Origin of the sequence: Janthinobacterium fluminis (assembly GCF_028595325.1) — a bacterium.
In the GTDB taxonomy this organism is placed as follows: Bacteria; Pseudomonadota; Gammaproteobacteria; order Burkholderiales; family Burkholderiaceae_D; genus Janthinobacterium; species Janthinobacterium fluminis.
In genome coordinates this window covers 1-25,462 of sequence record NZ_JAQQXR010000008.1, presented here as the reverse complement: position 1 = coordinate 25,462, position 25,462 = coordinate 1, and the positions used below count along the sequence as shown (strand labels likewise).

8 protein-coding genes are annotated in these 25,462 nt (G+C 68.9%); 3 read left to right on the top strand and 5 right to left on the bottom strand.

The features are described 5' to 3' along the window. Nucleotide 1: 1 nt before the first annotated feature. Together fhuF and OIK44_RS19080 are read left to right on the top strand one after the other, a co-directional pair. Nucleotides 2-781 carry a siderophore-iron reductase FhuF gene (gene fhuF / locus OIK44_RS19085; protein WP_273673025.1) on the top strand — a complete coding sequence of 260 codons (780 nt, stop codon included), beginning with the start codon at nucleotides 2-4 and terminating at the stop codon, nucleotides 779-781. 98 nt (nucleotides 782-879) lie between these two features. After that, complete coding sequence (locus OIK44_RS19080) at nucleotides 880-2,130, top strand: lysine N(6)-hydroxylase/L-ornithine N(5)-oxygenase family protein (protein ID WP_273673024.1); 1,251 nt, start codon at nucleotides 880-882, stop codon at nucleotides 2,128-2,130. Nucleotides 2,131-2,182: 52 nt separating this feature from the next. Here the strand turns inward: OIK44_RS19080 and OIK44_RS19075 are convergent, their stop codons facing one another. Further along, on the bottom strand, nucleotides 2,183-3,016 hold the full coding sequence (locus tag OIK44_RS19075) for a formyltransferase family protein (RefSeq protein ID WP_273673022.1): 834 nt from the start codon (nucleotides 3,014-3,016) through the stop codon (nucleotides 2,183-2,185). A 266-nt stretch (nucleotides 3,017-3,282) separates the two neighbouring features. On the opposite strand from OIK44_RS19075, the gene OIK44_RS19070 reads away from it, so the two are divergent. Continuing rightward, entirely contained in the window at nucleotides 3,283-5,496 is a 2,214-nt protein-coding gene (locus OIK44_RS19070; RefSeq protein WP_273673020.1) for a TonB-dependent siderophore receptor, read from the top strand. 73 nt (nucleotides 5,497-5,569) lie between these two features. Here the strand turns inward: OIK44_RS19070 and OIK44_RS19065 are convergent, their stop codons facing one another. From OIK44_RS19065 to OIK44_RS19050, 4 genes are all read right to left on the bottom strand, one after another. After that, on the bottom strand, nucleotides 5,570-16,147 hold the full coding sequence (locus OIK44_RS19065; RefSeq protein ID WP_273673290.1) for a non-ribosomal peptide synthetase: 10,578 nt from the start codon (nucleotides 16,145-16,147) through the stop codon (nucleotides 5,570-5,572). Beyond that, nucleotides 16,147-19,476: an amino acid adenylation domain-containing protein gene (locus OIK44_RS19060; RefSeq protein WP_273673018.1), complete on the bottom strand. Its 3,330-nt coding sequence runs from the start codon at nucleotides 19,474-19,476 to the stop codon at nucleotides 16,147-16,149. Before OIK44_RS19060 ends, OIK44_RS19065 begins: the two co-directional genes overlap by 1 nt. Before the next feature lie 9 nt (nucleotides 19,477-19,485). Continuing rightward, on the bottom strand, nucleotides 19,486-24,021 hold the full coding sequence (locus tag OIK44_RS19055; protein WP_273673016.1) for a type I polyketide synthase: 4,536 nt from the start codon (nucleotides 24,019-24,021) through the stop codon (nucleotides 19,486-19,488). Further along, the coding region (locus OIK44_RS19050) for an amino acid adenylation domain-containing protein (protein WP_273673015.1) at nucleotides 24,018-25,462 on the bottom strand (1,445 nt) is incomplete at its 5' end. The genes OIK44_RS19050 and OIK44_RS19055, both read right to left, overlap by 4 nt.

The window sequence follows — 25,462 nt, the reverse complement described above, 5'->3', positions numbered from 1 at the left end:
CATGATTGCTTTGCTTGAACCGCTATTCCCGGGCGAATGGGCCGTGTACGGCGCCGGCCTCAGCTGCGAACCGGCGCCGCCCGGCGCGATCCGCCTGGACCGGCTGCTGGCCGAGCCGGCGCTGCTGGAACAGTTGCTGCGCAGCCACGCCGAACAGCTTGGCTGCGCCGACCCGCGCCCCGTCGCCGCCAGCTGGGCGCTGGCCTACTTCGGGATGCTGCTGCCGCCCTTCGCCGCCGCCGCCACCATCCTGCAGCACCGCTTCCCGCTGGCGCCGTCCGATGTCGCGCTGAGCGTCGACGCCGCCGGCCGCCCGCTCCGCCTGCACCTGCCGCACACGGGCTGGGCCATGCCGGCCAGCCCCCTCGCCGCCCGCTACGACGAACTGCTCTGGCTGCACCTGCAACCGCTGATCGAGGCGCTGGCGCGGCAGGGCCGGGTCGCCGCCCGCCTGCTGTGGGGCAACGCGACGCGCTACCTGGGCGCCACGCTGGAGCAAATCGTCGCCCTCAGCGGCGGCGCCGCCCACTGCCGCGACGACAGCGAGCGCCTGCTGTTGCGCGACGCCTGGCCGGACGGCCGCGCCAACCCGCTGTTCGGTCCGCTACGCCAGATCGACAAATGCGTCGACGGCGCCGTCGTCACGCTCGCGCTGCACCGCGAATGCTGCCTCAACCACATGCTGCCCGGGGCGGCCTATTGCAGCGCCTGCCCGCTGCTGGCCGACAACCTGCGGCTGCTGAAGGCGGCGCCGAAAAATAAGCGCCTGAATGATAAATAGTTCTCATTCTCGTTCGTCATACCAACAACACCACTTTTAGCGACCCGCGGTTTTCCCAGCAATCCAGCTCCCGCCCACCGTTCAACAGGACATACATCATGCACATCCACAACCTCATCGGCATCGGCTTCGGCCCGTCCAACCTGGCGCTGGCCATCGCGCTGCAAGAACAAGGCCATCCGGCCGATGCCCTGTACCTGGAACGGCAGGAGCAGTTCGCCTGGCATCCGGACATGCTGCTCGATAACACGCACATGCAGATCTCCTTCCTGAAGGACCTGGCCATGCTGCGCAACCCGACCAGCCGCTACACCTTCCTGCATTACCTGCACCAGCAGCAGCGCCTGCAGGACTTCATCAACCTGAAGACCTTCTACCCCAGCCGGCGCGAATTCAACGACTACCTGGCCTGGGCCGCGCGCCAGTTTGCCGCCCAATGCCACTACGGCGAAGACGTCAGCGCCGTCCTGCCGGTGCTGGAAAACGGCCAGGTCACGCACCTGAACGTGCAGTCGCGCGACCGCCACGGCCGCGTGCAGGAACGCCTAGCGCGCAATATCGTCGTCAGCGTCGGCGGCAGCCCGGCCATCCCGGACAGCTTCGCCGCCTTCAAGGACGACGAGCGGGTGTTCCACTCCAGCGCCTACCTGACCGGCCTGGCGCGGCTCAAGGACGCCCGCCGCATCGCCGTAATCGGCGCCGGCCAGAGCGCCGCCGAAATCTTCATGGATTTGCACGGCAAAAATTTCAACGTGGACTTGATCACCCGCGGGCGCGCCATCAAGCCGGCCGACGACAGCCCCTTCATCAATGAAATCTTCAACGCCGACTACACCGATTACGTCTTCCACCAGGCGCCGTCCGAACGCGCCGCGCTGCTCGACGAATACCACAACACCAATTACGCGGTGGCCGACACGGCCCTGATCGAGCAGATCTTCAACGTGTTCTACCAGCAGAAAGTGCTGGGCGACCAGCGCCACCAGTTCCTGCGCCGCCACGACGTCGTCGCCGCCCACGCGGAAGCGGGCGGCATCCAGTTGCAGCTCAACGACCAGGAAAGCGGCACCGCCTTCACCACCCGCTACGACGCCGTGATCCTGGCCACCGGCTACCAGCGCCAGAAGCACCACAGCCTGCTGGCCCCGCTGGCGCCCTGGCTGGACGGCATGGCGGTGGACCGCCATTACCAGCTCATCGGCAATGCCCAGTTCCAGCCGCGCGTCTTCCTGCAAGGCGGCTGCGAAGCGTCGCACGGCCTGTCCGACACGCTGCTGTCGATCACCGCCATCCGCAGCCAGGAAATCGGCGCGGCGCTGCACGCCACCGCGGCCGCGGCCGCGCTGTAAAACACCGGCGGCGTCAAGCGCGGTCCGCCGCCGGATTGACGCCGCCGTTCTTCTAGTGGGGAGGGGCGCCGGCCAGCAGGCTCAGGCCCTGGTGGAGCGCGGGGAACAGGCTGCGCTGGAAATTGTTCCAGCGCAGCTCCAGTATCGTGTCCCCGGGATCGATCTCCGTCTTCAAGGCATCGGCGATGACTTCGCCGGAGTCGATGCCATTGTCGACGTAATGGAAGGACGCCCCCGTCATCAGCACCGGCGGCACCGCCACCGCCTCCATCGTTTCCCAATTCAGCACTTTCTTGCCGCGCGCGCCGTTCAAGGCGTCCAGCGTCGCGTAGGCGCCGCGGCGCTCGTAGGGCGACTCGATGCGCGTGATGCCCGGATGAATATTGACTATCTTCCGGTGGAACACGCTGCCCGGGCGCACCAGCTCGTCCAGGATGATCAGCAAGCCATCCAGCACGACGACGTCGGCCTGCAACGCCGTCAGCTTGTCCAGCAGGCTGCGCTCGAAGGCGCTTTTCCCGGCGACCCGCTCCGGCGCGCCCTTCGGGTGGCGCCGGTACGTCGAGGGGATGGCGTGCATCAAGCCGTCCAGGTCGCGCCCCTGCACCAGCAGGCCGGAAGGGCAAATCCACTTCTTGCCCGGCTGGCAGCGGAAACCGTACTCCGCCAACTTCGCCCGGTCGCCCGGCGAACCTTCGTCATCGTCGTAGATGACGGCCTCCAGCGAATACGCCTGCCCCAGCGGGGTGTCGTTGAGCGCCTCCACCAGGTATTCGAGCGGCGACTTCATGTAGCGCTGCCCCTCCTTGTAGTCGATGTACTGCCCCGCCTGGTCGGCGGCGGCATTTCTTAAAGAGCAGATATAAACGAGTTTTGCCTTCGACATAGATAGTTGTGCGATCAGAAAATGGTTATCGGGGCCGGCAAGGCGCTTCCCGCCCGCTGGCAATGCGCAGGTCCGGCCGTCGGCCGGACTCATGGACTTAGACGAGCGGCGGAGCGGAATATTTAGCGGGACTAAACAAAACGGCGCCTCGTTCGTCGTAAGGGATAGAAGCCACGCGCGCGGCCATGACAGCGACGGCGCCGGCGTGTCTGCGACGGGCCGGTTCGCCCGTTTTTTCTTTTCCGCCACTTACAACAAGCGTCAACATGAAAATCAAAAACATCAGCACACACACCCCGCCCCCGCCCCGCCGCAGCGCCCTGGCCCTGCAATTCGCCCTGGCCGGCCTGTCCCTCGGCGGCGCGGCCCACGCCCAGCAGGCCGGCGTCGAGGCGGCCCATGAAGCGCGCCGGCTGCCGGCGGTCACCGTCACGGCCGGCGCCAACACCACCACCGAGGGCAGCCACTCGTACACCACGGGCGGCAGCACCGCCGCCACCGGCCTGAACCTGTCGATCCGCGACACCCCGCAATCGGTCACCGTCGTCACGCGCGAACGCATCGACGACCAGGCCATGCAATCGGTCTTCGACGTGGTCAACAACACGACGGGCGTGTCGGCCAAGCCGATCGACAGCGTGCGCGACTATTATTACGCGCGCGGCTTCCAGGTCGACAGCGTGCAGATCGACGGCACGCCCATGTCCGGCAGCAACGCCGGCGAGGCGAAGGCCGACATGGCCATTTACGACCGGGTCGAAATCGTCCGCGGCGCGACCGGCCTGCTTAACGGCGCCGGCAGCCCCTCGGCATCCGTCAACCTGGTGCGCAAGCACGCCGACAGCAAGACCTTCACCGGCGCGGCCAGCGTCGGGCTGGGTTCCTGGGGCCAGCGCAACGGCAGCGTCGACCTGACGACGCCCTTGAACGGCGACGGCTCGGTGCGGGCCCGCTTCGTCGCCGGCGCCGAGCGCAAGAACTCCTTCATCGACCTCGAAAACACCAGGAAAACCGTGTTCTACGGCGTGCTCGACGCCGACCTGAGCCCGGACACGCACCTGAGCGTAGGGATCAGCGAACAGCGCGACACGCGCCGCGGCAGCCATTGGGCCGGCTTGCCGATCTGGTACAGCGACGGCAGCCGCACCAACTGGGGCCGCTCGAAGACGGCGGCGGCGGACTGGAACTACTGGGCGACGCAGCAGCGCACCGGCTTCGTCACGCTGGAACACCGCCTGGCCAACCAGTGGACGCTGAAGGCCGTGGCCAGCCAGCGCAACAACGCCGGCCAGCAGCGCCTGAACTGGATGGACAGTTACTACATGGGCCGGCTCGACCGCGCCACCGGGTTCGGCTTGGTCACCCAGCAGACCGCCTACGACCTGACCGAGAAGCAGAGCGACTTCGGCGTGCACGCCGCCGGCCCGTTCGAACTGCTCGGACGCAAGCATGAACTGGCGGCCGGCCTCATGCACGGGAAACACAAGCTGCATTGGCTCATGAGCGAACCACCGGGCAGCATGCTGGCGGCCGACTTCAACAAATGGACCGGCGCCTACCCCGAAGAGACTTGGCCCGCCTACGCCACCAGCCAGAAAGACATCACGACGCAAACCAGCGCCTACGCGGCGGCACGGCTTCAAGTCAGCGACACGCTGAAAGTCATCAGCGGCGCCCGCGTCAGCAACTGGAGCAAACGCGGTGAGGTCGTGGGCAAGGAATACACGATGCGCCACAATGGCGTGGTCACGCCCTACCTCGGCCTGGTGTACGACCTTGGCGCCCAATCCTCGCTGTACGCCAGCTACACCGACATTTTCGACCCGCAGGACAAGCGCGACCGGAACGGCAACTACCTGAAGCCGCTGGTGGGCAAGAACTACGAGGTCGGCGCGAAGGGCGAACTGCTGGACGGCAAACTCAACGCCAGTTTCGCGCTGTTCCGCATCGAGCAAGACAATATGGGGGTCCGCGACGGCGATCAGACCGTGCCGGACACGAAAGAGGCCGCCTACAAGACCGCCGACGGAACCAAGACCCAGGGCTACGAATTCGAGCTGAGCGGCGAGCTGGCGCCCGGCTGGAACATGAGCCTGGGCTGGACCCAATTCACGGCAAAAGACGCCGCCGGCAAGGCCATCAACACCGACCATCCGCACAAAATGCTGAAGCTGTTCAGCAAATACCGCCTGCGGGGGGAGTGGAGCAAACTGGCCGTCGGCGGCGGCGTCAACTGGGAAGGCCGCAGCTACGACACCCTCAACAACATTCGCACCGGCGCCGAAGAGCAGGTGGGACAGGGGGCCTACGCGGTGGCCAGCCTGATGGCGCACTACGAGATCAGCAAGCAGCTCTCGGTGCAGGTGAACGTCAACAACGTCTTCGACAAAAAATACTACAACAACCAGATTGGCGTTTTTAAGAACCTCAGCTATGGCGCGCCGAGAAAACTGCTCGCCACGCTGAAATACACCTTCTGATACGGGTAAGGGCGCGCACCAGGCGCGCCCTGCAACAACACCGGGGGCGCGCCCCCGGCCTTACACCGCCGTTTCAAGGCGCCGCAATCGTCTCCTCCCCTGCCCCGAACAGCCATTCCGACAATTCACCCAATACAACAGGTTCACGGACAATACGCAGATGATCCGCGTCGATCCAACGGTGCGTCATGTGGCTTGAATTGAACCAGCGCAGGAAGCGCTGCTGGTCCGCCGACGGGCGCTCGGTCGACCACCAGGCATGCACCGTCGCCAGCGTCGGCGGCGGCGCGCAAACCACTTTGGCCGCCGCATCCAGTTCCCGCGCGCGCAGGAACAGCTCCGCCAACTCGCCGCTTGTCAGCGCGCCATACTCGCCCAACTGCTCCCGCTCCAACTGCGCAAGCACCAGTTCGATGATGCCTTTGATCGATTCCCGATGTTCGTCGACGCACTGAACCTGCGCCCGCAGCGCGCCATCCGCCAGCAAGGCCGCGTGCATATTCGCCGGCACCAGAATCGACAGGAAATCCAGCAAACGCTCCGACAGGCCCCGCTCCGCTCCCGGCGCGGCGCCCTGGACGTAAGGGTCGATGGCGCCGACAAACTGCACCGTTTCCCCTTGCTGCTCAAGCAAGCCGGCGATCATCGTCGCTATCGCGCCGCCCAACGACCAGCCGGCAACGCGGTAAGGCCCCTGCGGCTGAACTTCCATGATGACCGCCACATAGCGCTTGGCGATATCCAGCAAACTGCGCTGGCCATCCATCCCGGCCAGGCCGTCGGCAGCAAGCGGCAGGCCGATCACAGTGCAACGGCCGGCCAGGGTCTTGGCGATTGCCGTGTAGTCCAGAATGCTTCCCCACCCGTCATGGATCAGGAACAGCGCCGGCTCGCCCTTGACCCCGGCGTTCAGCCTGATGCTTGTCGACGCCGCGGCCTTTTGGCTGGCAAGCTGGGCAATTGTCGGCGAGGCGAACAACTCCTTGATCCCCAGGCGCATGCCATCCAGACGCCGCATCGACTGGACCGCGCGCAGGACCAGCAGGGAATGCCCGCCCAGCTCGAAGAAATTGTCGTTGCGGCCGACCCGCTCCACACCCAGCACCCCGGCCCAGATGTCGGCCAGCGCGTGTTCCAGCTCGCCCTGCGGCGCTTCGTACGCCTGGTCCCGGCTCAGGTCCGGCTCGGGCAGCGCCTTGCGGTCGACCTTGCCGTTGGCGTTCAGCGGCAAGCGCTCCAGCACCACGATGGCGCTCGGCACCATGTAATCCGGCAGCACCTGGTGCAGGCGCTCGCGCAGCGCGCCCGCGTCGGCGCTGTGCCCCGCCTGCTCCGACAGATAGGCCACCAGCCGCGATCCGCCCGGCCCCTCCTTGGCCACCACCACCGCTTCGCGCACTGCCGGCTGCGCCAGCAACTGCGCCTCGATCTCGCCCAGTTCGATGCGGAAACCGCGAATTTTGATCTGGTGGTCGATGCGCCCCAGGTATTCCAACTGCCCCTCGCCATTCCAGCGCACCAGATCCCCGGTGCGGTACAGCCGCCCGCCACGCGGGTCGAACGGGTCGGCCACGAAACGCTCCGCCGTCAGCCCGGCCCGCTTCAAATACCCCCGCCCCAGGCCGACGCCGCCCAGGTACAACTCGCCCGCCACGCCGGCCGGCGCCAGGTTCAGCTCGCCGTCGAGCACATAGGCGCGCGTGTCGCTGATCGGCCGCCCGATCGGCACCTGGCTGCGGCCGTCGTTGCGGCAGGCCCAGTGCGTGACATGGATCGCCGCCTCTGTCGGCCCGTACAGATTGTGCAGCCCGGCGTGGCGCAGCCGCTCGAAGGTTTCCTTCTGCGTCTCGGCCGGCATCGCCTCGCCGCCGCAGATGATGTGCTTCAGGCGCGTGCTGGCCTCGATGCCCTCGTGCGCCAGAAACGCCTGCAGCATCGCCGGCACGAAGTTGACCGTCGTGACCTGGTGCTGCTGGATCAGGGCCACCAGCCGCGCCGGGTCGCGCTGGTCGCCCGGCTTCGCCAGCGCCAGCCGCACCCCGGCCGTCAGCGGCCAGAACAGCTCCCACACCGACACGTCGAAGCCGAACGGTGCCTTGTGCAGCACCGTGTCCGCCGCCGTCAGTTGATAGGTTTCCTGCATCCACGTCATGCAGCTCGACAGCGAGCGGTGCCGGTTGGCCGCGCCCTTCGGCATGCCGGTCGAGCCCGAGGTGTAGATCACATAGGCCAGGTTCTCGCCATGCACCGGCACCGCCGGGTTGGCCGCGCTCGCGCCGGCGAGGTCGAGGCGGTCCAGCAGCAGCACCCGGCCGTCGGCGGGATGCGGCACGCTGGCGGCCAGCCCGCTGTGCGTGAGCAGCAGCGCGATGCCGCTGTCCTCGACCATGTAGCGCAGGCGCTCGGCCGGATAGTCCGGGTCCAGCGGCACGTAGGCGCCGCCCGCCTTCAATATGCCCAATAAACCCACCACCATGTCAACCGAGCGTTCGATGGCAATGCCGACCCTGGTTTCGGGCCGCACGCCCAGCCCGATCAGGTGGTGCGCCAGCCGGTTCGCCCGGGCATTCAGTTCGGCGTAGCTGAGCGCCACGTCGCCGAACGCCAGCGCCTGCGTTTCCGGGTGCAGCGCCACCTGCCGCTCGAACAACCGCTGCACCGTCTCGGCGTCCGGGTAGCGCCGTTTGTTATCACCCCATTGTCCGAGTTGCTGCGCCTCCTGCTCGCTCATCACCTCCAGCTCGCACACGAGCTGCCTTGGGCGATCGGCCAGGGCCGCGACCACCGCGCCGACCGCCTCGCGGACGAAGCCGCACAGACGCTGCGCGCCTATCGATTTCCTCACTTGCGCCACCAGCGCAAAGCCTTCCCCCAGATCGTCCACCGACAGCGCCAGCGGATAATTGCTGCGCTCCTCGCCTCCCAGCACTTGCATGCCCTCCCAGGCGCTGGCCGCGCCTTCAGGAGCTTGCGGCACATAGCGGTAGTTCAGCAAGGCCGAGAACAACGGCGTGCCGCCCGGCAGCGCGCTGCAGCGCTGCGCCAGCGACAGGCTGGCGTGCTCGTGGTGCAGCAGCCCGGTCAGCGCCGCGTGCGTCTGGCGCAGGCATTGCTCGACGTCCTGGCTGCCCAGGCGGATGCGCAGCGGCAACGTGTTGATGAACAGGCCCAGCGCGCGGCTCGCATCCTCGCCGCCCTGCATGCGCCCGAACAGGACCGTGCCGAACACCACGTCGCCCTTGCCCGAGGTCTTGGCCAGTACCAGCGCCCAGGCCAGGTGGAACAGCGTGGCAGCGCTGACGCCGTAGCGCTGCGCCTGGCGCCGCAACTGCGACGACAGCGCCGGCGCCAGCGCCAGCCGGGCCTCCTCGACCGCCGTGCCGTTGCCCTGCACGTCGAGCAGATTGAACGGCGCCGTCGGCTCGTCCACATCGCCCAGCATGTGGCGGAAGAAGGTTTCGTGTTCGGCCTGGCTCACGCCCAAGCGGGCCTGCGCGACGAAGCGCCGGAACGGCACCGTCGGCAGCAACTCGTCCTGCCGGCCTTGCTGGATCAACGCGATTTCCTCCACCAACAACTCCAGCGTGGTGTGGTCCAGCACCAGATGATGGCTGGGCAATTGCAGCAGCCAGCGGCCCTGCTCGCGGTCATGCGCGGCCAGCGCCCGTATCATCGGCGCGCGCCGCACGTCGATGCGGTAGTGGCTCGGATGCACCGCCGCCGCCAGCAGTTCGGCCGCGTTTGTCCCGGTGTCCTGATCCAGCCAGCGCAGTTGCAACTCGGCCTTGCGCCAGACCACTTGCAGCGGCTCCTTCAAGCCCTCCCACAGCACGGCCGTGCGCAGGATGTCGTGGCGGGCAATCACCTGGTTGAAGCTGGCGATGAAACGCTGCAGCCGCTCCGCGCTGTCAAAGCTCAGCAGTTGCGGCGTGACGTAGGCATCGCCCTCGGTCTGCAACACGTGGTGGAACAGAATGCCCTCCTGCAGCGGCGCCAGCGGGTAAATGTCCTGGATATTGGCCGCGCCGCCCGGCACCGTCGCCTCGATGGCGCCGATTTGCCCGGCGTCGAGTTCGACCAGGGTCAGCATCGCCGGCAAAATCGCCTCGCAAGCGTCGGGGATGCCGTTCGGCGGCACCAGCACTTCGCGCGGACCGCGCTCCTGCGTCACCGCCTGCGCGAAAGCGGCTAGCCGAGGATGTTGAAACAGCGTGCGCACCTGCACCGGCCGGCCCTGGCCGCGCATGCGCTCCAGCAGGCGCAGCGCCAGCAAGGAATGCCCGCCCAGCTCGAAGAAGTTGTCGTCGCGGCCGACCCGCTCCACACCCAGCACCTCGGACCAGAGCGCGGCCAACGCTTCCTCCAGTTCGCCTTGCGGCGCCTCATAGGTATTACTGTTCGCAAACTCCGGCTCGGGCAGCGCCTTGCGGTCGACCTTGCCGTTGGCGTTCAGCGGCAAGCGCTCCAGCACCACGATGGCGCTCGGCACCATGTAATCCGGCAGCGCCACGCCCAGGCGTTCGCGCAATACTGCCAGTTCAATTTGCCGACCTGTTTGCAGCGCAATATACGCCACCAGACGCGTGCCGCCGGCGCCATCCTTGGCCACCACCACCGCTTCGCACACGTCCGGCTGCGCCAGCAATTGCGCCTCGACCTCGCCCAGCTCGATGCGGAAACCGCGGATCTTCACTTGATGGTCGATGCGCCCCAGGTAATCCAACTGCCCCTCGTCATTCCAGCGCACCAGATCGCCGGTGCGGTACAGCCGCCCGCCGTGCGGGTCGAACGGGTCGGCCACGAAACGCTCGGCCGTCAACCCGGCCCGGTCCAGATAGCCGCGCGCCAGGCCGACGCCGCCCAGGTACAACTCGCCCGCCACGCCGGCCGGCGCCAGGTTCAGATCGGCGTCGAGCACATAGGTGCGCGTGTCGCTGATCGGCCGTCCGATCGGCACCTGGCTGCGGCCATCGTTGCGGCAGGTCCAGTGCGTAACGTCGATCGCCGCCTCGGTCGGGCCGTACAGATTGTAGAGCGCCGCCCGAGGCAGGCGCTGGAACACCGCGTTCTGCGCTTCGGCCGGCAGCGCTTCGCCGCTACAAACAATGCGCGCGAGGCTGGTGCACGCGTCCACGCCGTCATACGCCAGGAATGCCTGCAACATCGACGGCACGAAATGCAGCGTGCTGACCCGGTGTCGCCGGATCAACTCGACCAGCCGCGCCGGGTCCCGATGGTCGCCCGGTGCGGCGATGGCCAGCCGGGCGCCGACCATCAGCGGCCAGAAGAACTCCCACACCGACACATCGAAACTGAACGGCGTCTTTTGCAGCACCGTGTCGGCCTCGGTCAACAGGTAAGCTTGCTGCATCCACGCCAGCCGGTTGTGCAGCGAGCGGTGCCGGTTGGCCGCGCCCTTCGGCTTGCCGGTCGAACCGGAGGTGTAGATCACATACGCCAGATTCTCCCCGTGCAGCGCAAGCTGCGGGTCGTGCGCCGGCTCGGCGCCGACATCCAGGGTGTCCAGCGCCAGCACCGTCAGCTGCGCTTGGTCCGCGAACAGGCCGCACAGATGGCTCTGCGTCAGCAGCAGCGCGATGCCGCTGTCCTCGACCATGTAGCGCAGGCGCCCGGCCGGATAGTCCGGGTCCAGCGGCACATAGGCGCCGCCCGCCTTCAGTATGCCTAACAAGCCCACCACCATCTCGACCGAACGTTCGATGGCAATGCCGACCTTGGTTTCGGGCTTGACGCCCATCCCGATCAAGCGGTGCGCCAGACGGTTGGCGCGCCGGTTCAACTCGGCGTAAGCAATCTCTGCGTCACCGAAGAGCAGCGCCGTCGCGTCGGGAGTGCGCGCCGCCTGCCGCTCGATCAGGCTGTGTACCGGCAGCGCATCCGGATAATGCTGCGGATTCATGCTGGCCTGCCGGAGCTGCTGCCGCTCCGCTTCGGCCATTATCCCCAGCTCGCACACGAGCTGCCTTGGACGATCGGCCAGGGCCGCGACTACGCCGCTGACCGCCTCGTGCATATAGCCGCACAGGCGCCGCGCGCCTATCGATTTCGTCACCTGCGCCACCAGCGCAAAGTCCTCGCCCAGATCGTCCACCGACAGCGTCAACGGATAATTGGTGCGCTCCTCGCTTCCGAGTATGTCCATGCCCTCCCAGATGGCGGCCGCGCCCTCCGCCGCCTTCGGCACGTAGCGGTAGTTCAGCAAGGCCGAGAACAGCGGCGTGCCGCCCGGCAGCGCGCTGCAGCGCTGCGCCAGCGACAGGCTGGCGTGCTCGTGGTGCAGCAGCCCGGTCAATGCCGCGTGCGTCTGGCGCAGGCATTGCTCGACGTCCTGGCTGCCCAGGCGGATGCGCAGCGGCAGCGTGTTGATGAACAGGCCCAGCGCGCGGCTCGCGTCCTCGCCGCCCTGCATGCGCCCGAACAGGACCGTGCCGAACACCACGTCGCCCTTGCCCGAGGTCTTGGCCAGCACCAGCGCCCAGGCCAGGTGGAACAGCGTGGCCGCGCTGACGCCGTAGCGCTGCGCCTGGCGCCGCAACTGCGACGACAGCGCCGGCGCCAGCGCCAGCCGTGCCTCTTCGACCGCCGTGCCGTTGCCCTGCACGTCGAGCAGATTGAACGGCGCCGTCGGTTCATCCACATCGCCCAGCATGTGGCGGAAGAAGGTTTCATGCTCGGCCTGGCTCACGCCCAAGCGGGCCTGGGCGACGAAGCGCCGGAACGGCACCGCCGGCAGCAACTCGTCCTGCCGGCCTTGCTGGACCAGCGCGATTTCTGCGGCCAGCAATTCGAGGGTGGCATGGTCCAGCACCAGATGGTGGCTGCTCAATTGCAGCAGCCAGCGGCCCTGCGCGGAATCGTGCGCGGCCAGCGCCCGTATCATCGGCGCCTGCCGCACGTCGATGCGGTAGTGGCTCGGATGCACCGCCGCCGCCAACTGTTCGGAAGCGTTTGCCCCGGTGTCCTGATCCAGCCAGCGTAGTTGCAACTCGGCCTTGCGCCAGACCACTTGCAGCGGCTCCTTCAAGCCCTCCCACAGCACGGCCGTGCGCAGGATGTCGTGGCGGGCAATCACCTGGTTGAAGCTGGCGATGAACCGCTGCAGCCGCTCCGCGCTGTCAAAACTTAACAGCTGCGGCGTGATGTAAGTGTCGCCCTCGGTCTGCAACAGGTGGTGGAACAGAATGCCCTCCTGCAGCGGCGCCAGCGGGTAAATGTCCTGGATGTTGGCCGCGCCGCCCGGCACGGCCGCCTCGATGGCGCCGATTTGCCCGGCGTCGAGTTCGACCAGGGTCAGCATCGCCGGCAAAATCGCCTCGCAAGCGTCGGGGATGCCGTTCGGCGGCACCAGCACTTCGCGCGGACCGCGCTCCTGCGTCACCGCCTGCGCGAAAGCGGCTAGCCGAGGATGTTGAAACAGCGTGCGCACCTGCACCGGCCGGCCCTGGCCGCGCATGCGCTCCAGCAGGCGCAGCGCCAGCAAGGAATGCCCGCCCAGCTCGAAGAAGTTGTCGTCGCGGCCGACCCGCTCCACACCCAGCACCTCGGACCAGAGCGCGGCCAACGCCTCCTCCCGTTCGCCTTGCGGCGCCTCATAGGTATTACTGTTCGCAAACTCCGGCTCGGGCAGCGCCTTGCGGTCGACCTTGCCGTTGGCGTTCAGCGGCAAGCGCTCCAGCACCACGATGGCGCTCGGCACCATGTAATCCGGCAGCACCTGGTGCAGGCGCTCGCGCAGCGCGACCGCGTCCGCGCTGTGCCCCGCCTGCTCCGACAGATAGGCCACCAGCCGCGATCCGCCCGGCCCCTCCTTGGCCACCACCACCGCTTCGCGCACCGCCGGCTGCGCCAGCAACTGCGCCTCGATCTCGCCCAGTTCGATGCGGAAACCGCGAATTTTGATCTGGTGGTCGATGCGCCCCAGGTATTCCAACTGCCCCTCGCCATTCCAGCGCACCAGATCCCCGGTGCGGTACAGCCGCCCGCCACGCGGGTCGAACGGGTCGGCCACGAAACGCTCGGCCGTCAGCCCGGCCCGCTTCAAATACCCCCGTCCCAGGCCGACGCCGCCCAGGTACAACTCGCCCGCCACGCCGGCTGGTGCCAGGTTCAATTCGCAGTCGAGCACATAGGCGCGCGTGTCGCTGATCGGCCGCCCGATCGGCACCTGGCTGCGGCCGTCGTTGCGGCAGGCCCAGTGCGTGACATGGATCGCCGCCTCGGTCGGCCCGTACAGATTGTGCAGCCCGGCGTGGCGCAGGCGCTCGAAGGTTTCCTTCTGCGTCTCGGCCGGCATCGCCTCGCCGCCGCAGATGATGTGCTTCAGGCGCGTGCTGGCCTCGATGCCCTCGTGTGCCAGAAACGCCTGCAGCATCGCCGGCACGAAGTTGACCGTCGTGACCTGGTGCTGCTGGATCAGAGCCACCAGCCGCGCCGGGTCGCGCTGGTCGCCCGGCTTCGCCAGCGCCAGCCGCACCCCGGCCGTCAGCGGCCAGAACAGCTCCCACACCGACACGTCGAAGCCGAACGGTGCCTTGTGCAGCACCGTGTCCGCCGCCGTCAATTGATAGGTTTCCTGCATCCAGATCATGCAGCTCGACAGCGAGCGGTGCCGGTTGGCCGCGCCCTTCGGCATGCCGGTCGAACCCGAGGTGTAGATCACATAGGCCAGGTTCTCGCCATGCACCGGCACCGCCGGATTGGCCGCGCTCGCGCCTGCGAGGTCGAGGCGGTCCAGCAGCAGCACCCGGCCAGCGGCGGGATGCGGCACGCTGGCGGCCAGCCCGCTGTGCGTGAGCAGCAGCGCGATGCCGCTGTCCTCTACCATGTAGCGCAGGCGCTCGGCCGGGTAGTCCGGGTCCAGCGGCACGTAGGCGCCGCCCGCCTTCAATATTCCTAATAAACCCACCACCATGTCGACCGAGCGTTCGATGGCAATGCCGACCCTGGTTTCGGGCCGCACGCCCAGCCCGATCAGGTGGTGCGCCAGCCGGTTCGCCCGGGCATTCAGCTCGGCGTAGCTGAGCGCCACGTCGCCGAACACGAGCGCCTGCGTTTCCGGGTGCAGCGCCGCCTGCCGCTCGAACAAGCGCTGCACCGGCTCGGCGTCCGGGTAGCGCCGCTCGTTGTCGCCCCAGCTTTTGAGTTGCCGCTGTTGCGCGTCGTTCAACAGCTCGACCTCGCCCAGCAGTTGCGCGGGCCGCTCGGCCAGCGCCTGCAACATGGCGATGTAGTGCGCGGCCATGCGCTCGATGCTGGCCGCATCAAACAAACCCTCCGCATAGCTGAAGGTGGCGCGCACTTTCCCATCGGCGTCTTCGCTGGTGTCCAGCGTCAGCTCGAACTGGGCTTGCTTGTCGCCGAGCTCATAGTCTTGCCGCTCCAGCCCCGGCAGCCGCTCCAGCGCCCGGTAGTCGGTGCGCTGGTGGTTGAACATCACCTGGAACAGGGGATTGCTGCTGAGGCTGCGCTCGGGCTGCAAAGCCTCGACCAGTTGCTCGAAGGGCAGATCCTGGTGCTCCTGCGCGCCCAGCGCCGCGTCCCTGGCCTGCGTCAGCACTTGCGCCAGGCTCATCCGTCCATGCATGCGGTTGCGCAGCACCTGGGTGTTGACGAAGAAGCCCAGCACGGCTTCGGTTTCGACCCGGTGCCGGTTGGCGATCGGCACGCCGACGCGGATGTCCTCCTGTCCGCTGTAGCGCTTGAGCAGGGCCTGGAACGCCGCCAGCAGCACCATGAACAGGGTCGCGCCCTGGGCCTGCGCGCGCCGGTGCAAACCCTCGACCAGTTGCGCCGGCAAGTCGACGCCGTGCCACGCCGCCCGGTAACTGGCGTCGGCGCGGCGCGGGTGGTCGGCCGGCAGTTGCAAGGCCGTGTGTTCGTCGCCCAGTTGCGCCGTCCAGTAAGCGAGCTGCCGGTCCTTCTCGCCCGCCTCCAGCCAGCTGCGCTGCCACACCGCGTAATCGGCATACTGGACCGGCAGCGCCGCCAGCGCCGCGTCCTGTCCATCGACCCGGGCGCGGTACAGCGCGGCAAACTCGTCGACGATAATCTGCATCGACCAGCCGTCGGAAACGATGTGGTGCATCACGACGACGAGCACATGTTCGTCGGCGGCCGCGCGGATCAGGCCCACCCGCAGCAAAGGCCCCCGCGCCAGATCGAATGGCGTCTCGTTGATGCGCCGGGCTTGCTCGCGCACGCGCGCCGCGCGCCCGGCGGCATCGCCACCGCTCAAGTCGCAGAACGCGACCTCGAACGCGACCTCCGGCAGGATCAACTGCTCGGCCAGGCCGTCGCCGTTGGCGCGGAACACCGTGCGCAGCGCTTCGTGCCGCGCCACCAGCGCCGCAAAACTCGCTTCGACGGCGTCCACCGCCAGCGCGCCCTTGAGCGTGAGCGCGCCGGCGATGTGGTAGGCCGTGCTGGCCGGGTCGAGCTGCCACAGGAACCACTGGCGCGTTTGCGCGTAGGACAGCGCGCACAGCGTCGCCAGCGCCTCGTGGCGGGCGAGGATAGGAAACTGCCCGATGCTCATCCCCTCGGATCGGAGGCGGCCATAGACGGCGCGGCGCTGCTCGGCAGACAGTTGCGCGAATTTCTCCGCAATGCGACGCGTCGCGACGTTATTCATCAAGCGTTCTCCAAACTATCAATAAAGGAATCAAGGTCCGACAGCGCCTGCTCGGCGGATTTTGCGCGGCCGCCGCCGGCCACTTTGCATGCCATGCCGGCAAGCGTGGGGTGTTGGAAAACGTCCTGGACCGTCAGGTCAAACTGCATGGCGCGCTGCACCCTGGCCACCATCTGCACCGCCAGCAGCGAATGCCCGCCCAGCTCGAAAAAATTGTCGTGCCGCCCGACCCGCTCCACGCCCAGCACTTGCGTCCAGAGCGCGGCCAGCGCCACTTCCGCCTCGCCCTCCGGCGCGGCGTAGCTGGCGCCCTCGCCCGCCTCCGGCTGCGGCAGCGCCTTCCTGTCGATCTTGCCGTTGGCGTTCAGCGGCAGGCACGCCAACAGCACGATGGCGCCCGGCACCATGTAGTCCGGCAGCGCCGCCCTCAAGCGCTCGCGCAAGTTCGCCGCCTCCAGCGGCTGGCCGGCCTGCGCGGCGACATACGCCACCAGCCGCGTGCCGCCCGGCCCGTCGCTGGCGACCACCACCGCTTCGCGCACTGCCGCCTGCGCCAACAGTTGCGCCTCGATCTCGCCCAGCTCGATGCGGAAGCCGCGGATCTTCACCTGGTGGTCGATGCGCCCCAGATAGTCGAGCTGGCCGTCGCTGCGCCAGCGCACCAGGTCGCCCGTGCGGTACAGCCGCCCCCCGTGCGGATCGAAGGGGTCGGCGACGAAGCGCTCGGCCGTCAACCCGGCCCGGTTCAGATAGCCCCGCGCCAGGCCGATGCCGCCCAGGTACAACTCGCCGGCCACACCCTGCGGCACCGGGTTCAGGCCGGCGTCCAGCACATGGGTTGCCGTGTCCGCAATCGGCCGTCCGATCGCCACCTGGCTCAAGCCATCGTCGCGGCAGTGCCAGTGCGTGACGTCGATGGCCGCCTCGGTCGGGCCGTACAGGTTGTACAAATTCGCTTGCGGCAGGCGCTCGAAGACGGCCTTTTGCGCATCCGCCGGCAGCGCTTCGCCGCTGCATACAATGCGGCGCAAGCTGGTGCACGCTTCCACGCCCTCGTGCGCCAGGAAGGCTTGCAACATCGACGGAACGAAGTGCAGCGTGCTGACGCCATGGCGGCAAATCAATTCCAGCAGGCGCGCCGGTTCGCGGTGCTCCCCCGGCTTGGCGACGAGCAGGCGCGCGCCCTGCATCAGCGGCCAGAAAAACTCCCACACCGACACGTCGAAGCTGAACGGCGTCTTCTGCAGCACCGTGTCGCCGGCGTCCAGCTGGTAGGCTTCCTGCATCCAGGCCAGGCGGTTGTGCAGCGAACGGTGGCGGTTGGCCGCGCCTTTCGGCCTGCCCGTCGAGCCCGAGGTGTAAATGACGTAGGCCAGGTTATCCCCATGCAGCGCCACCACCGGGTCGGCGCCGGATTCCCCGCGCAGATCCAGGGTATCCAGCTCCAGCACGCTGAGCCGGTCGGCGCCGGCGATCCCCGCCCTCAGCCGGCTGTGCGTCAGCAGCAAGCCGATGCCGCTGTCCTCGACCATGTAGCGCAGGCGCTCGGCCGGGTAGTCCGGGTCCAGCGGCACATAGGCGCCGCCCGCCTTGAGCACCGCCAGCAGAGCGACCACCATGTCGATTGAGCGCTCCAGCGCGATCCCCACCCGGGACTCGGGGCGCACGCCCGCCGCGATCAGCCGGTGCGCCAGGCGGTTGGCCCGGCTATTGAGGTCGCCGTAACTGATTTCCTCCGCGCCGAAGAGCAGGGCCGTGTCTTGCGGACGGGCCTGGACCTGCCGCTCGATCAGGCGATGCACCGGCTGCGCATCCGCATAGCGCCGCCGGTTCTCGCCCCAGCTCGCGAGCTGCCGCCGCTGCGCCGCGTCGAGCAACTCGACCTCGCCCAGCGCTTGCTGCGGCCGCTCGGCCAGCGCCCGCAGCAGCGCCAGGTAGTGCGCCGCCATGCGCTCGATATGGGCCGGCTCGAACAGCTCCGCCGCGTAATCGAAGCTGGCTTGCACCTGCCCGTCAGAGCGCTCGGCCGTGTTCAGCGCCAGCTCGCATTGCGCGCCCTGTTCGGCAAAGTCGACGCGCTCGACGCTGACGCCGGGCCACTGCGCCAGCGAGCGATGGTCCGAGCGCAGGTGGTTGTACATCACCTGGAAAAGCGGATTGCCGCTCAGGCTGCGCTCCGGTTGCAGCGCCTCGACCAGCCGCTCGAAGGGCAGGTCCTGGTGCGCCTGGGCGCCGAGCGCGCTGTCGCGTGCCTGCTGCAGCAATTGCGCCAGCGTCATGCGGCCGTCAATCCGCGCCGGCAGCACCTGCGTGTTGACGAAGAAGCCGACCATACCGGCCGTTTCGGCGCGGTTCCGGTTGGCGATGGGAACCCCGACGCGGATATCCGTCTGGCCGCTGTAGCGGAACAGCAGCCCCTGGAAGCCCGCCAGCAGGGCCATGAACAAGGTGCCGCCTTGCGCCTGCGCCTGCTGGCGCAGCCGCGCCAGCAAATCGTCGGGCAGCGCCACGCTGTGCCGGGCGGCGCGGTACACGCCGTCGGCCTTGCGCGGCCGGTCGGTGTGCAAGCCCAGCGCCGGCTGTTCGGCGCCCAGTTGCTCGCGCCACCACGCCAGTTGCCGCTCGCCCTCCTCGCCTTCCAGCCAGCGCCGCTGCCACACGGCATAGTCCGCGTACTGGATCGGCAAGGGCGCCAGCTGCGGCGCGGCGCCTTGCACGCGCGCCCGGTACTGCTGCGCCAGTTCATCCAGGATGAGTTGCGTGGAGTAGCCATCCGAGACGATGTGATGCATGACCACCAGCAGTTGATGCTCCTGCGCCGCAGTCTTCAGCAGCGCCACGCGCAGCAGCGGGCCGCGTCCGAGGTCGAACGGCGCGCCGCAGATGCGGCGTATTTCGCTGTCGGCGCTGGCCGCCTGCGCAGCCGCGTCCAGCGCGCTGAAGTCGACGCAGGGCAGCTCGACCGTTGACGCCGGCAGTATCACCTGCTGCGCGACGCCGTCGCCGTCTTCCTGGAAAACGCTGCGCAGGGATTCGTGGCGGGCCATCAGGGCGTCGAGGCTGGCATGCAGCGCCGCCACATCCAGCCGGCCGGTGAATTTCAAGCCGCCGCTCAGGTGGTAGGCCGGGCTGGCCGGGTCCAGGCGCCACAGGAACCATTGCCTTTGCTGGGCGAACGACAGGGGCGCGGGGCCGCCCTGCGGACGGCGGGGGATAGCGTGCGGCGCTTCGGCAGACACATGCACGCCGCGCAGGCGCTCCTGCAGCTTGGCGCGCTGCGCCGGGCTCAGGCGCGCGCGCAGTTCGGAAAGATTATTCATATCGGACATAGCACACCTTTAAACACTTGCGGACACGGCCAGTTCGGCGCGCTCGATTTCTTCTATCAATCGGGCCTCGACCAAGGCCGCCAGCGCGGCAATCGTCGGGTTCTTGAAAAAGCCTGCCGGGTGCAATTCGACGCCGTAGGCACTGCGCACCTTGGCCAGCAGCTGGATCGCCAGCAAGGAGTCCCCGCCCAGCTCGAACAGGTGGTCGTTGACACCGATTGGCGCGATGCCGAGGAACTCGCTCCACAGCTCGGCCAGGCCCTGCTCGAATTCGTTGGCGGGCGCCACGTAGGCATCCTGCAGCGCCGGGCGCGCGTGCTGCTGGCGCCGGGCGACCGGCGCGGGCAACAGCCGCTCCGCCATCTCGCCCGCCTGCGTCCGCGCGATCTGCCGTTCCAGCCCGATGGTCGACACCAGCAGTTGCGCCACGGCCGGGCCGGACAGCACGTGCTCCAACAGCGCGCCGCCGTCGCCGGCGCGGATGCCCTCGCCGTCCGGCAGGTTCTGTCCGGCCGCCATGCCCAGTTCGCGCCAGGCGTCCCAGTTCACCGACACCACCCACGGCCCGTCCTGCCCGGCCGCGCGGCTGGCGAGCGCGTCGAGGAAGCAATTGGCCGAGCAATAGTCGGCCTGGCCAAACCCACCGGCGACGGCCGTCAGCGAAGAGCACAGCAGCACAAAATCCAGCGCCTCGTCCTTGAGCGCCGCCAGCGCGACCAGGCTGCCTTGCAGCTTCGGCGCGAAGACCCGCTCCACCGCCGCCCGCGACTTGAGGCCGATCATGCCGCCGCCCGCCGCGCCCGCCGCGTGCACCAGCCCGTTCAGCGCGCCGAAGCGCTGCCGCGCAGCCGCCACCGCGGCGGCCATCTGGACCGGGTCGGCCACGTCGGCCTGCACGGTCAACACCTGCGCCCCGAGCGCTTCCAGTTCAAGCAGCGCCAGCAAGGTGCGGCGCAGGGGGTCGGACGGTTCGGCCAGCGCCACGCGCTCGGACCACTCCTGCCGCGGCGGCAGCGCGCTGCGCCCCAGCAGCACCAGTTTCGCCTGCCACGCCTGCGCCAGATGGCGCGCCAGCGCCAGCCCGACGCCGCCCAGGCCGCCCGTGATCAGGTAGACGCCGTGCCGGCGCAGGCGCTGGGCCGGCGGCGTGTCGCGCCGCGCCGGCTCGAACGTCTTGCTCCAGCGGTGGGCGCCACGGTAGGCCACCACCGCCTCGGTGCGCGCCGCCGCCGTCTCCGCCACGATCTGCCGCGCCAGCAGCAGCGCCCCGGCAGCGTCGGCCGGCAGCACGACGTCGATCAGACGGCAAGCCAGGTTTGGATACTCCTGCGGAATCACTTTGCATGGTCCGTACAAGGTCGCCTTCTCCGGGCACAGCGCTTCCTGCCCGGTGACATCCTCCAGTTGGTTCGCCAGCACCGTGATCGACACGCCGGCGCCGCAGGCCGCGTCCAGCGCCTGCGCCAGGCACAACAGGCTGTGGAAACCGCGCTCCAGCACGTCGGCCGCTTGCTGCGGCAGGCCGGCGGCATCAAGGCTCCACAGGTGATACACGTCGGACACCGGGCCGGCGTCGTCCTGGACGGCGCGCAAGGCCCGCTCCAGGTCGTCCCGTTCGCCGGGGCGCACCGCATAGCGATGCGGGTCGAGCCGCTCGAAACCGGCCCCCCGCTCAAGCAGGACCACTTGCCGGCCGCGCAGGCGCAATTGCGCAAGCAATTGCTCGCCCAGGCCGTGCGCATCGCTCAGCACCAGCGCCAGGCCGCGCTGCCCGTCGTCGGCCCCGGCGGGCGCCAGCGGCGCACCGCGCTTCCAGACCGGCGCATAGAACCAGTCGGGCATGTCGCGTTTCGCCGGCGCGGCAGCGGCCGCCGGCGCGATCCAGTACGCTTGCCGCTCGAAGGGATAGCCCGGCAGCGCCACCCGGCGGCGCCCCGTGACGCCAAGCGCGGCCGCGTCCAGTTCGACGCCGGCCACCCAGAGTTGCGCCAGGCAGCGGGCCGGCTGGTCGGCGTTCTGCGCGCGCCGTGCCGGATGGCATTGCGTCGCCAGCACGGGCCGCGCGGCGGCCAGCGGATGGCGCCGCGCCAGGCCGCTCAGGGTGTCGCCCGGCCCGACTTCCAGCAGGATGCGCCCGGCGCTTTCCAGCAGGGTGTTCAAGCCGTCGGCGAAGCGCACCGTGCCGCGCACGTGGCGCACCCAATAGGCCGGGCTGCACGCCTCCTGCGCCGTGATCCATTGGCCGCTGAGGTTGGAAATGAATGGAATCCGCGGCGCCCGCATCTCGACCCGGCGCAGCAATGCTTCGAACTCGCCCAGCACCGGCTCCATCAGGGCCGAGTGGAAGGCGTGCGAAACGTGCAGCCGCCGCACGCCGACGCCACGGCCGGCCAGCTCGCGCTCGGCGGCGTCGATGGCCGCGCCCGGGCCGGACAGCACGCACGAGTCGGCCGCGTTGACCGCCGCCAGGTCGCAGCCGTCGTCCAGGTAGGCGCGCAAGTCGGCTTCCGGCAGGCGCACGGCCAGCATCGCGCCGGCTTGCGTGGCTTGCAGCAAACGGCCGCGCTCGGCCACGATGGCGAGGGCGTCCTCCAGCGAAAAGACGCCCGCCAGGCAGGCCGCCACATATTCGCCGATGCTGTGGCCCAGCATGGCGTCCGGCTGCACGCCGCGGCTGATCCACAGCTGCGCCATCGCATATTCCAGCACGAACAGCGCCGGCTGGGTGATGGCCGTTTGCTCCAGGTGCGCGGCGGCGGCCGCCTCGTCCCCGGCCGCCGGATACAGCAGCGCGCGCAGGTCCAAGCCCAGGCGGGACGCCAGCAGTTCGCTGCAGCGGTCCACCGCCTCGCGCACCACGGCCTCGCCCTGGTATAGCGCGCGGCCCATGTCGACGTGCTGCGCCCCCTGTCCCGGGAACAGGAAGGCAACCGTCGGCTGCCCGGCCAGCGCCTGGCCGCTGAAAAACTGCGCCGCCGGCTGCGACAGCGCCAGCACGGCGTCCGCATGGTCGCGGCCGAGCGCGACGGCGCGGTGGGCGAAACGTTTGCGCCCCGCGTACAGGGTGTGCGCGACGTCGGCCAGCGCCTGTTCCGGGTGGCGCTCCAGGTGGCCGGCCAGTTGCCCGACCGCGCAGTCCAGCGCCGCCGCGCTGCGCGCCGACAGCATCAGCATGTGCATGGCGCCGGCCGCGCCGCCTTCATCGGCGGCGGCCGGCGGCGCCTCCTCCAGCAGCACGTGCGCGTTAGTGCCGCCCATGCCGAAGGAGCTGACCCCGGCGCGCCGCCGCGTGGCGCCGGCCGGCCAGGGCCGCGCCTGCGTGTTCACGTAAAAGGGGCTGGCGGCGAAGTCGATCTGTGCGTTGGCCTGCTCGAAGTTCAGGCTGGGCGGCAGGGTCCGGTGTTGCAGCGCCAGCACCGTCTTGATCAGGCCGGCGACGCCGGCCGCCGCGTCGAGGTGTCCGATATTCGTCTTCACCGAACCGATGGCGCAATAGCCGCGCCGCTGCGTGCCGGCGCGGAACGCCTGGGTCAACGCGGCGATTTCGACCGGGTCGCCCAACGTGGTGCCGGTGCCGTGCGCTTCGACGTAGCCGATCGAGTCGGCCGGCACGCCGGCCATCGCCTGCGCCGCCTGTATCACGTCGGCCTGGCCGTCGACGCTGGGGGCGCTGTACGCCATCTTCAGCGCGCCGTCGTTGTTCAGCGCCGATCCCTTGATGACCGCGTGGATGGTGTCGCCGTCATGCAGGGCCTCGGCCAGACGCTTGAGCACGACGACGCCGGCGCCGCTGCCGATGACGGTGCCGGCGGCCGCCGCGTCGAAGGCGCGGCAGTGCCCGTCCGGCGACAAAATGGCGCCGGGCTGGTAGCGGTAGCCGGCGTCTTGCAGCAGGTTCAGCCAGACGCCGCCGGCCAGCGCCAGGTCGGTTTCGTAGTTCAACAGGCTGCGGCAGGCCAGATGCACCGCCACCAGCGAGGTCGAGCAGGCAGTCTGCACCGACACCGCCGGCCCGCGCAGGTCGAGCTTGTAGGCGACGCGGGTGGCCAGCGAGCCCTGGTCGTTGCCGTTCATCAGGCCCAGCAGCGAGGCGATGTCGCTGCCGTGCCAGTCGACGCCGGGCAGCAGGTTACGCATCAGGTACAGATTGCTGCCGCTGCCGGCATAGACGCCGGTCAGGCCGGGCGCCGCCGCGCCCGCATAGCCCGCGTGTTCGAGGGCGTGCCAGGCCGTTTCCAGGAACACCCGTTGCTGCGGATCGAGCTGCTCGGCGTCGCGCGGCGAGTAGCCGAAGAAGCCGGCGTCGAACTGCTCCATCCCGTCCAGCACGACCCCGGCCTTGACGTAGCCGGGGTCGGCGAGCATGCCGGCGCCGACGCCGCGCCCGCGCAACTCCTCGTCGCTGAAGACGCTGACCGATTCGACGCCGTCGCGGATGTTGCGCCAGAACGCGTCGACGTCGGCGGCGCCGGGAAAGCGGCCGGTCAGGCCGACAATGGCGATCTCCACGCCGCTGGTTTCGTCGTGCTGGGTTGGGTGGTTCATGTGGGTACTCTTTCCGCGATTGGTTTGCGTTGTAAAAAGGCGCCGCGCTGGCGCTTGGCCCGGTCCTCGACCTCTTGCGCGGGGCGGCTCTGGTGGCCGCCGGCGCGCAGGAAGGCGGCCAGCGCTTCCAGCGTCGGATACTTGAAGAGGTCGACGACCGAGGGATGCAGGTCGAGCTGCTCCTGCAGCCGGCGCTGCATCTGCAGCAGCAACAGCGAATGGCCGCCCAGCTCGAAGAAACTGTCGCGCCTTCCCACGCTCGGCAGGCCCAGCAGCGCGCACCAGATCTGCGCCAGCACCTCTTCCAGTTTTCCTTGCGGCGCCTGGTAGCCCCCCTTGCTCTCCGGCGCGGGTTCAGGCAGCGCCTTGCGCTCGACCTTGCCGTTGGCGCTCAGCGGTAAGGCGGGCAAAACCACGATCTGGCGCGGCACCATATAGTCGGGCAGGCGCAGCGCCAGTTGCGCCTTCAAGCCGCCGACGTCCAGCGCCGCTCCGGCTTGCGCCGCCACATAGGCCACCAGCCGCGCGCCGCCGACCGACTCCCGCGCCACCACCACCGCTTCGCGCACGGCCGGCTGCGCCAGCAACTGCGCCTCGATCTCGCCCAGCTCGATGCGCAGGCCGCGGATTTTCACCTGGTGGTCGATGCGCCCCAGGTATTCCAACTGCCCCTCGCCATTCCAGCGCACCAGGTCTCCGGTGCGGTACAGCCGCCCGCCACGCGGGTCGAACGGGTCGGCCACGAAACGCTCCGCCGTCAGCCCGGCCCGCTTCAAATAACCCCGCCCCAGGCCGACGCCGCCCAGGTACAACTCGCCCGCCACGCCGGCCGGCGCCAGGTTCAGTTCGCCGTCGAGCACATAGGCGCGCGTGTCGCTGATCGGCCGCCCGATCGGTACCTGGCTGCGGCCGTCGTTGCGGCAGGCCCAGTGCGTGACGTGGATCGCCGCCTCTGTCGGCCCGTACAGATTGTGCAGCCCGGCGTGGCGCAGCCGCTCGAAGGTTTCCTTCTGCGTCTCCGCCGGCATCGCCTCGCCGCCGCAGATGATGTGCTTCAGGCGCGTGCTGGCCTCGATGCCCTCGTGCGCCAGAAACGCCTGCAGCATCGCCGGCACGAAGTTGACCGTCGTGACCTGGTGCTGCTGGATCAGGGCCACCAGCCGCGCCGGGTCGCGCTGGTCGCCCGGCTTCGCCAGCGCCAGCCGCACCCCGGCCGTCAGCGGCCAGAACAGCTCCCACACCGACACGTCGAAGCCGAACGGCGCCTTGTGCAGCACCGTGTCCGCCGCCGTCAATTGATAGGTTTCCTGCATCCAGATCATGCAGCTCGACAGCGAGCGGTGCCGGTTGGCCGCGCCCTTCGGCATGCCGGTCGAGCCCGAGGTGTAGATCACATAGGCCAGGTTCTCGCCATGCACCGGCACCGCCGGGTTGGCCGCGC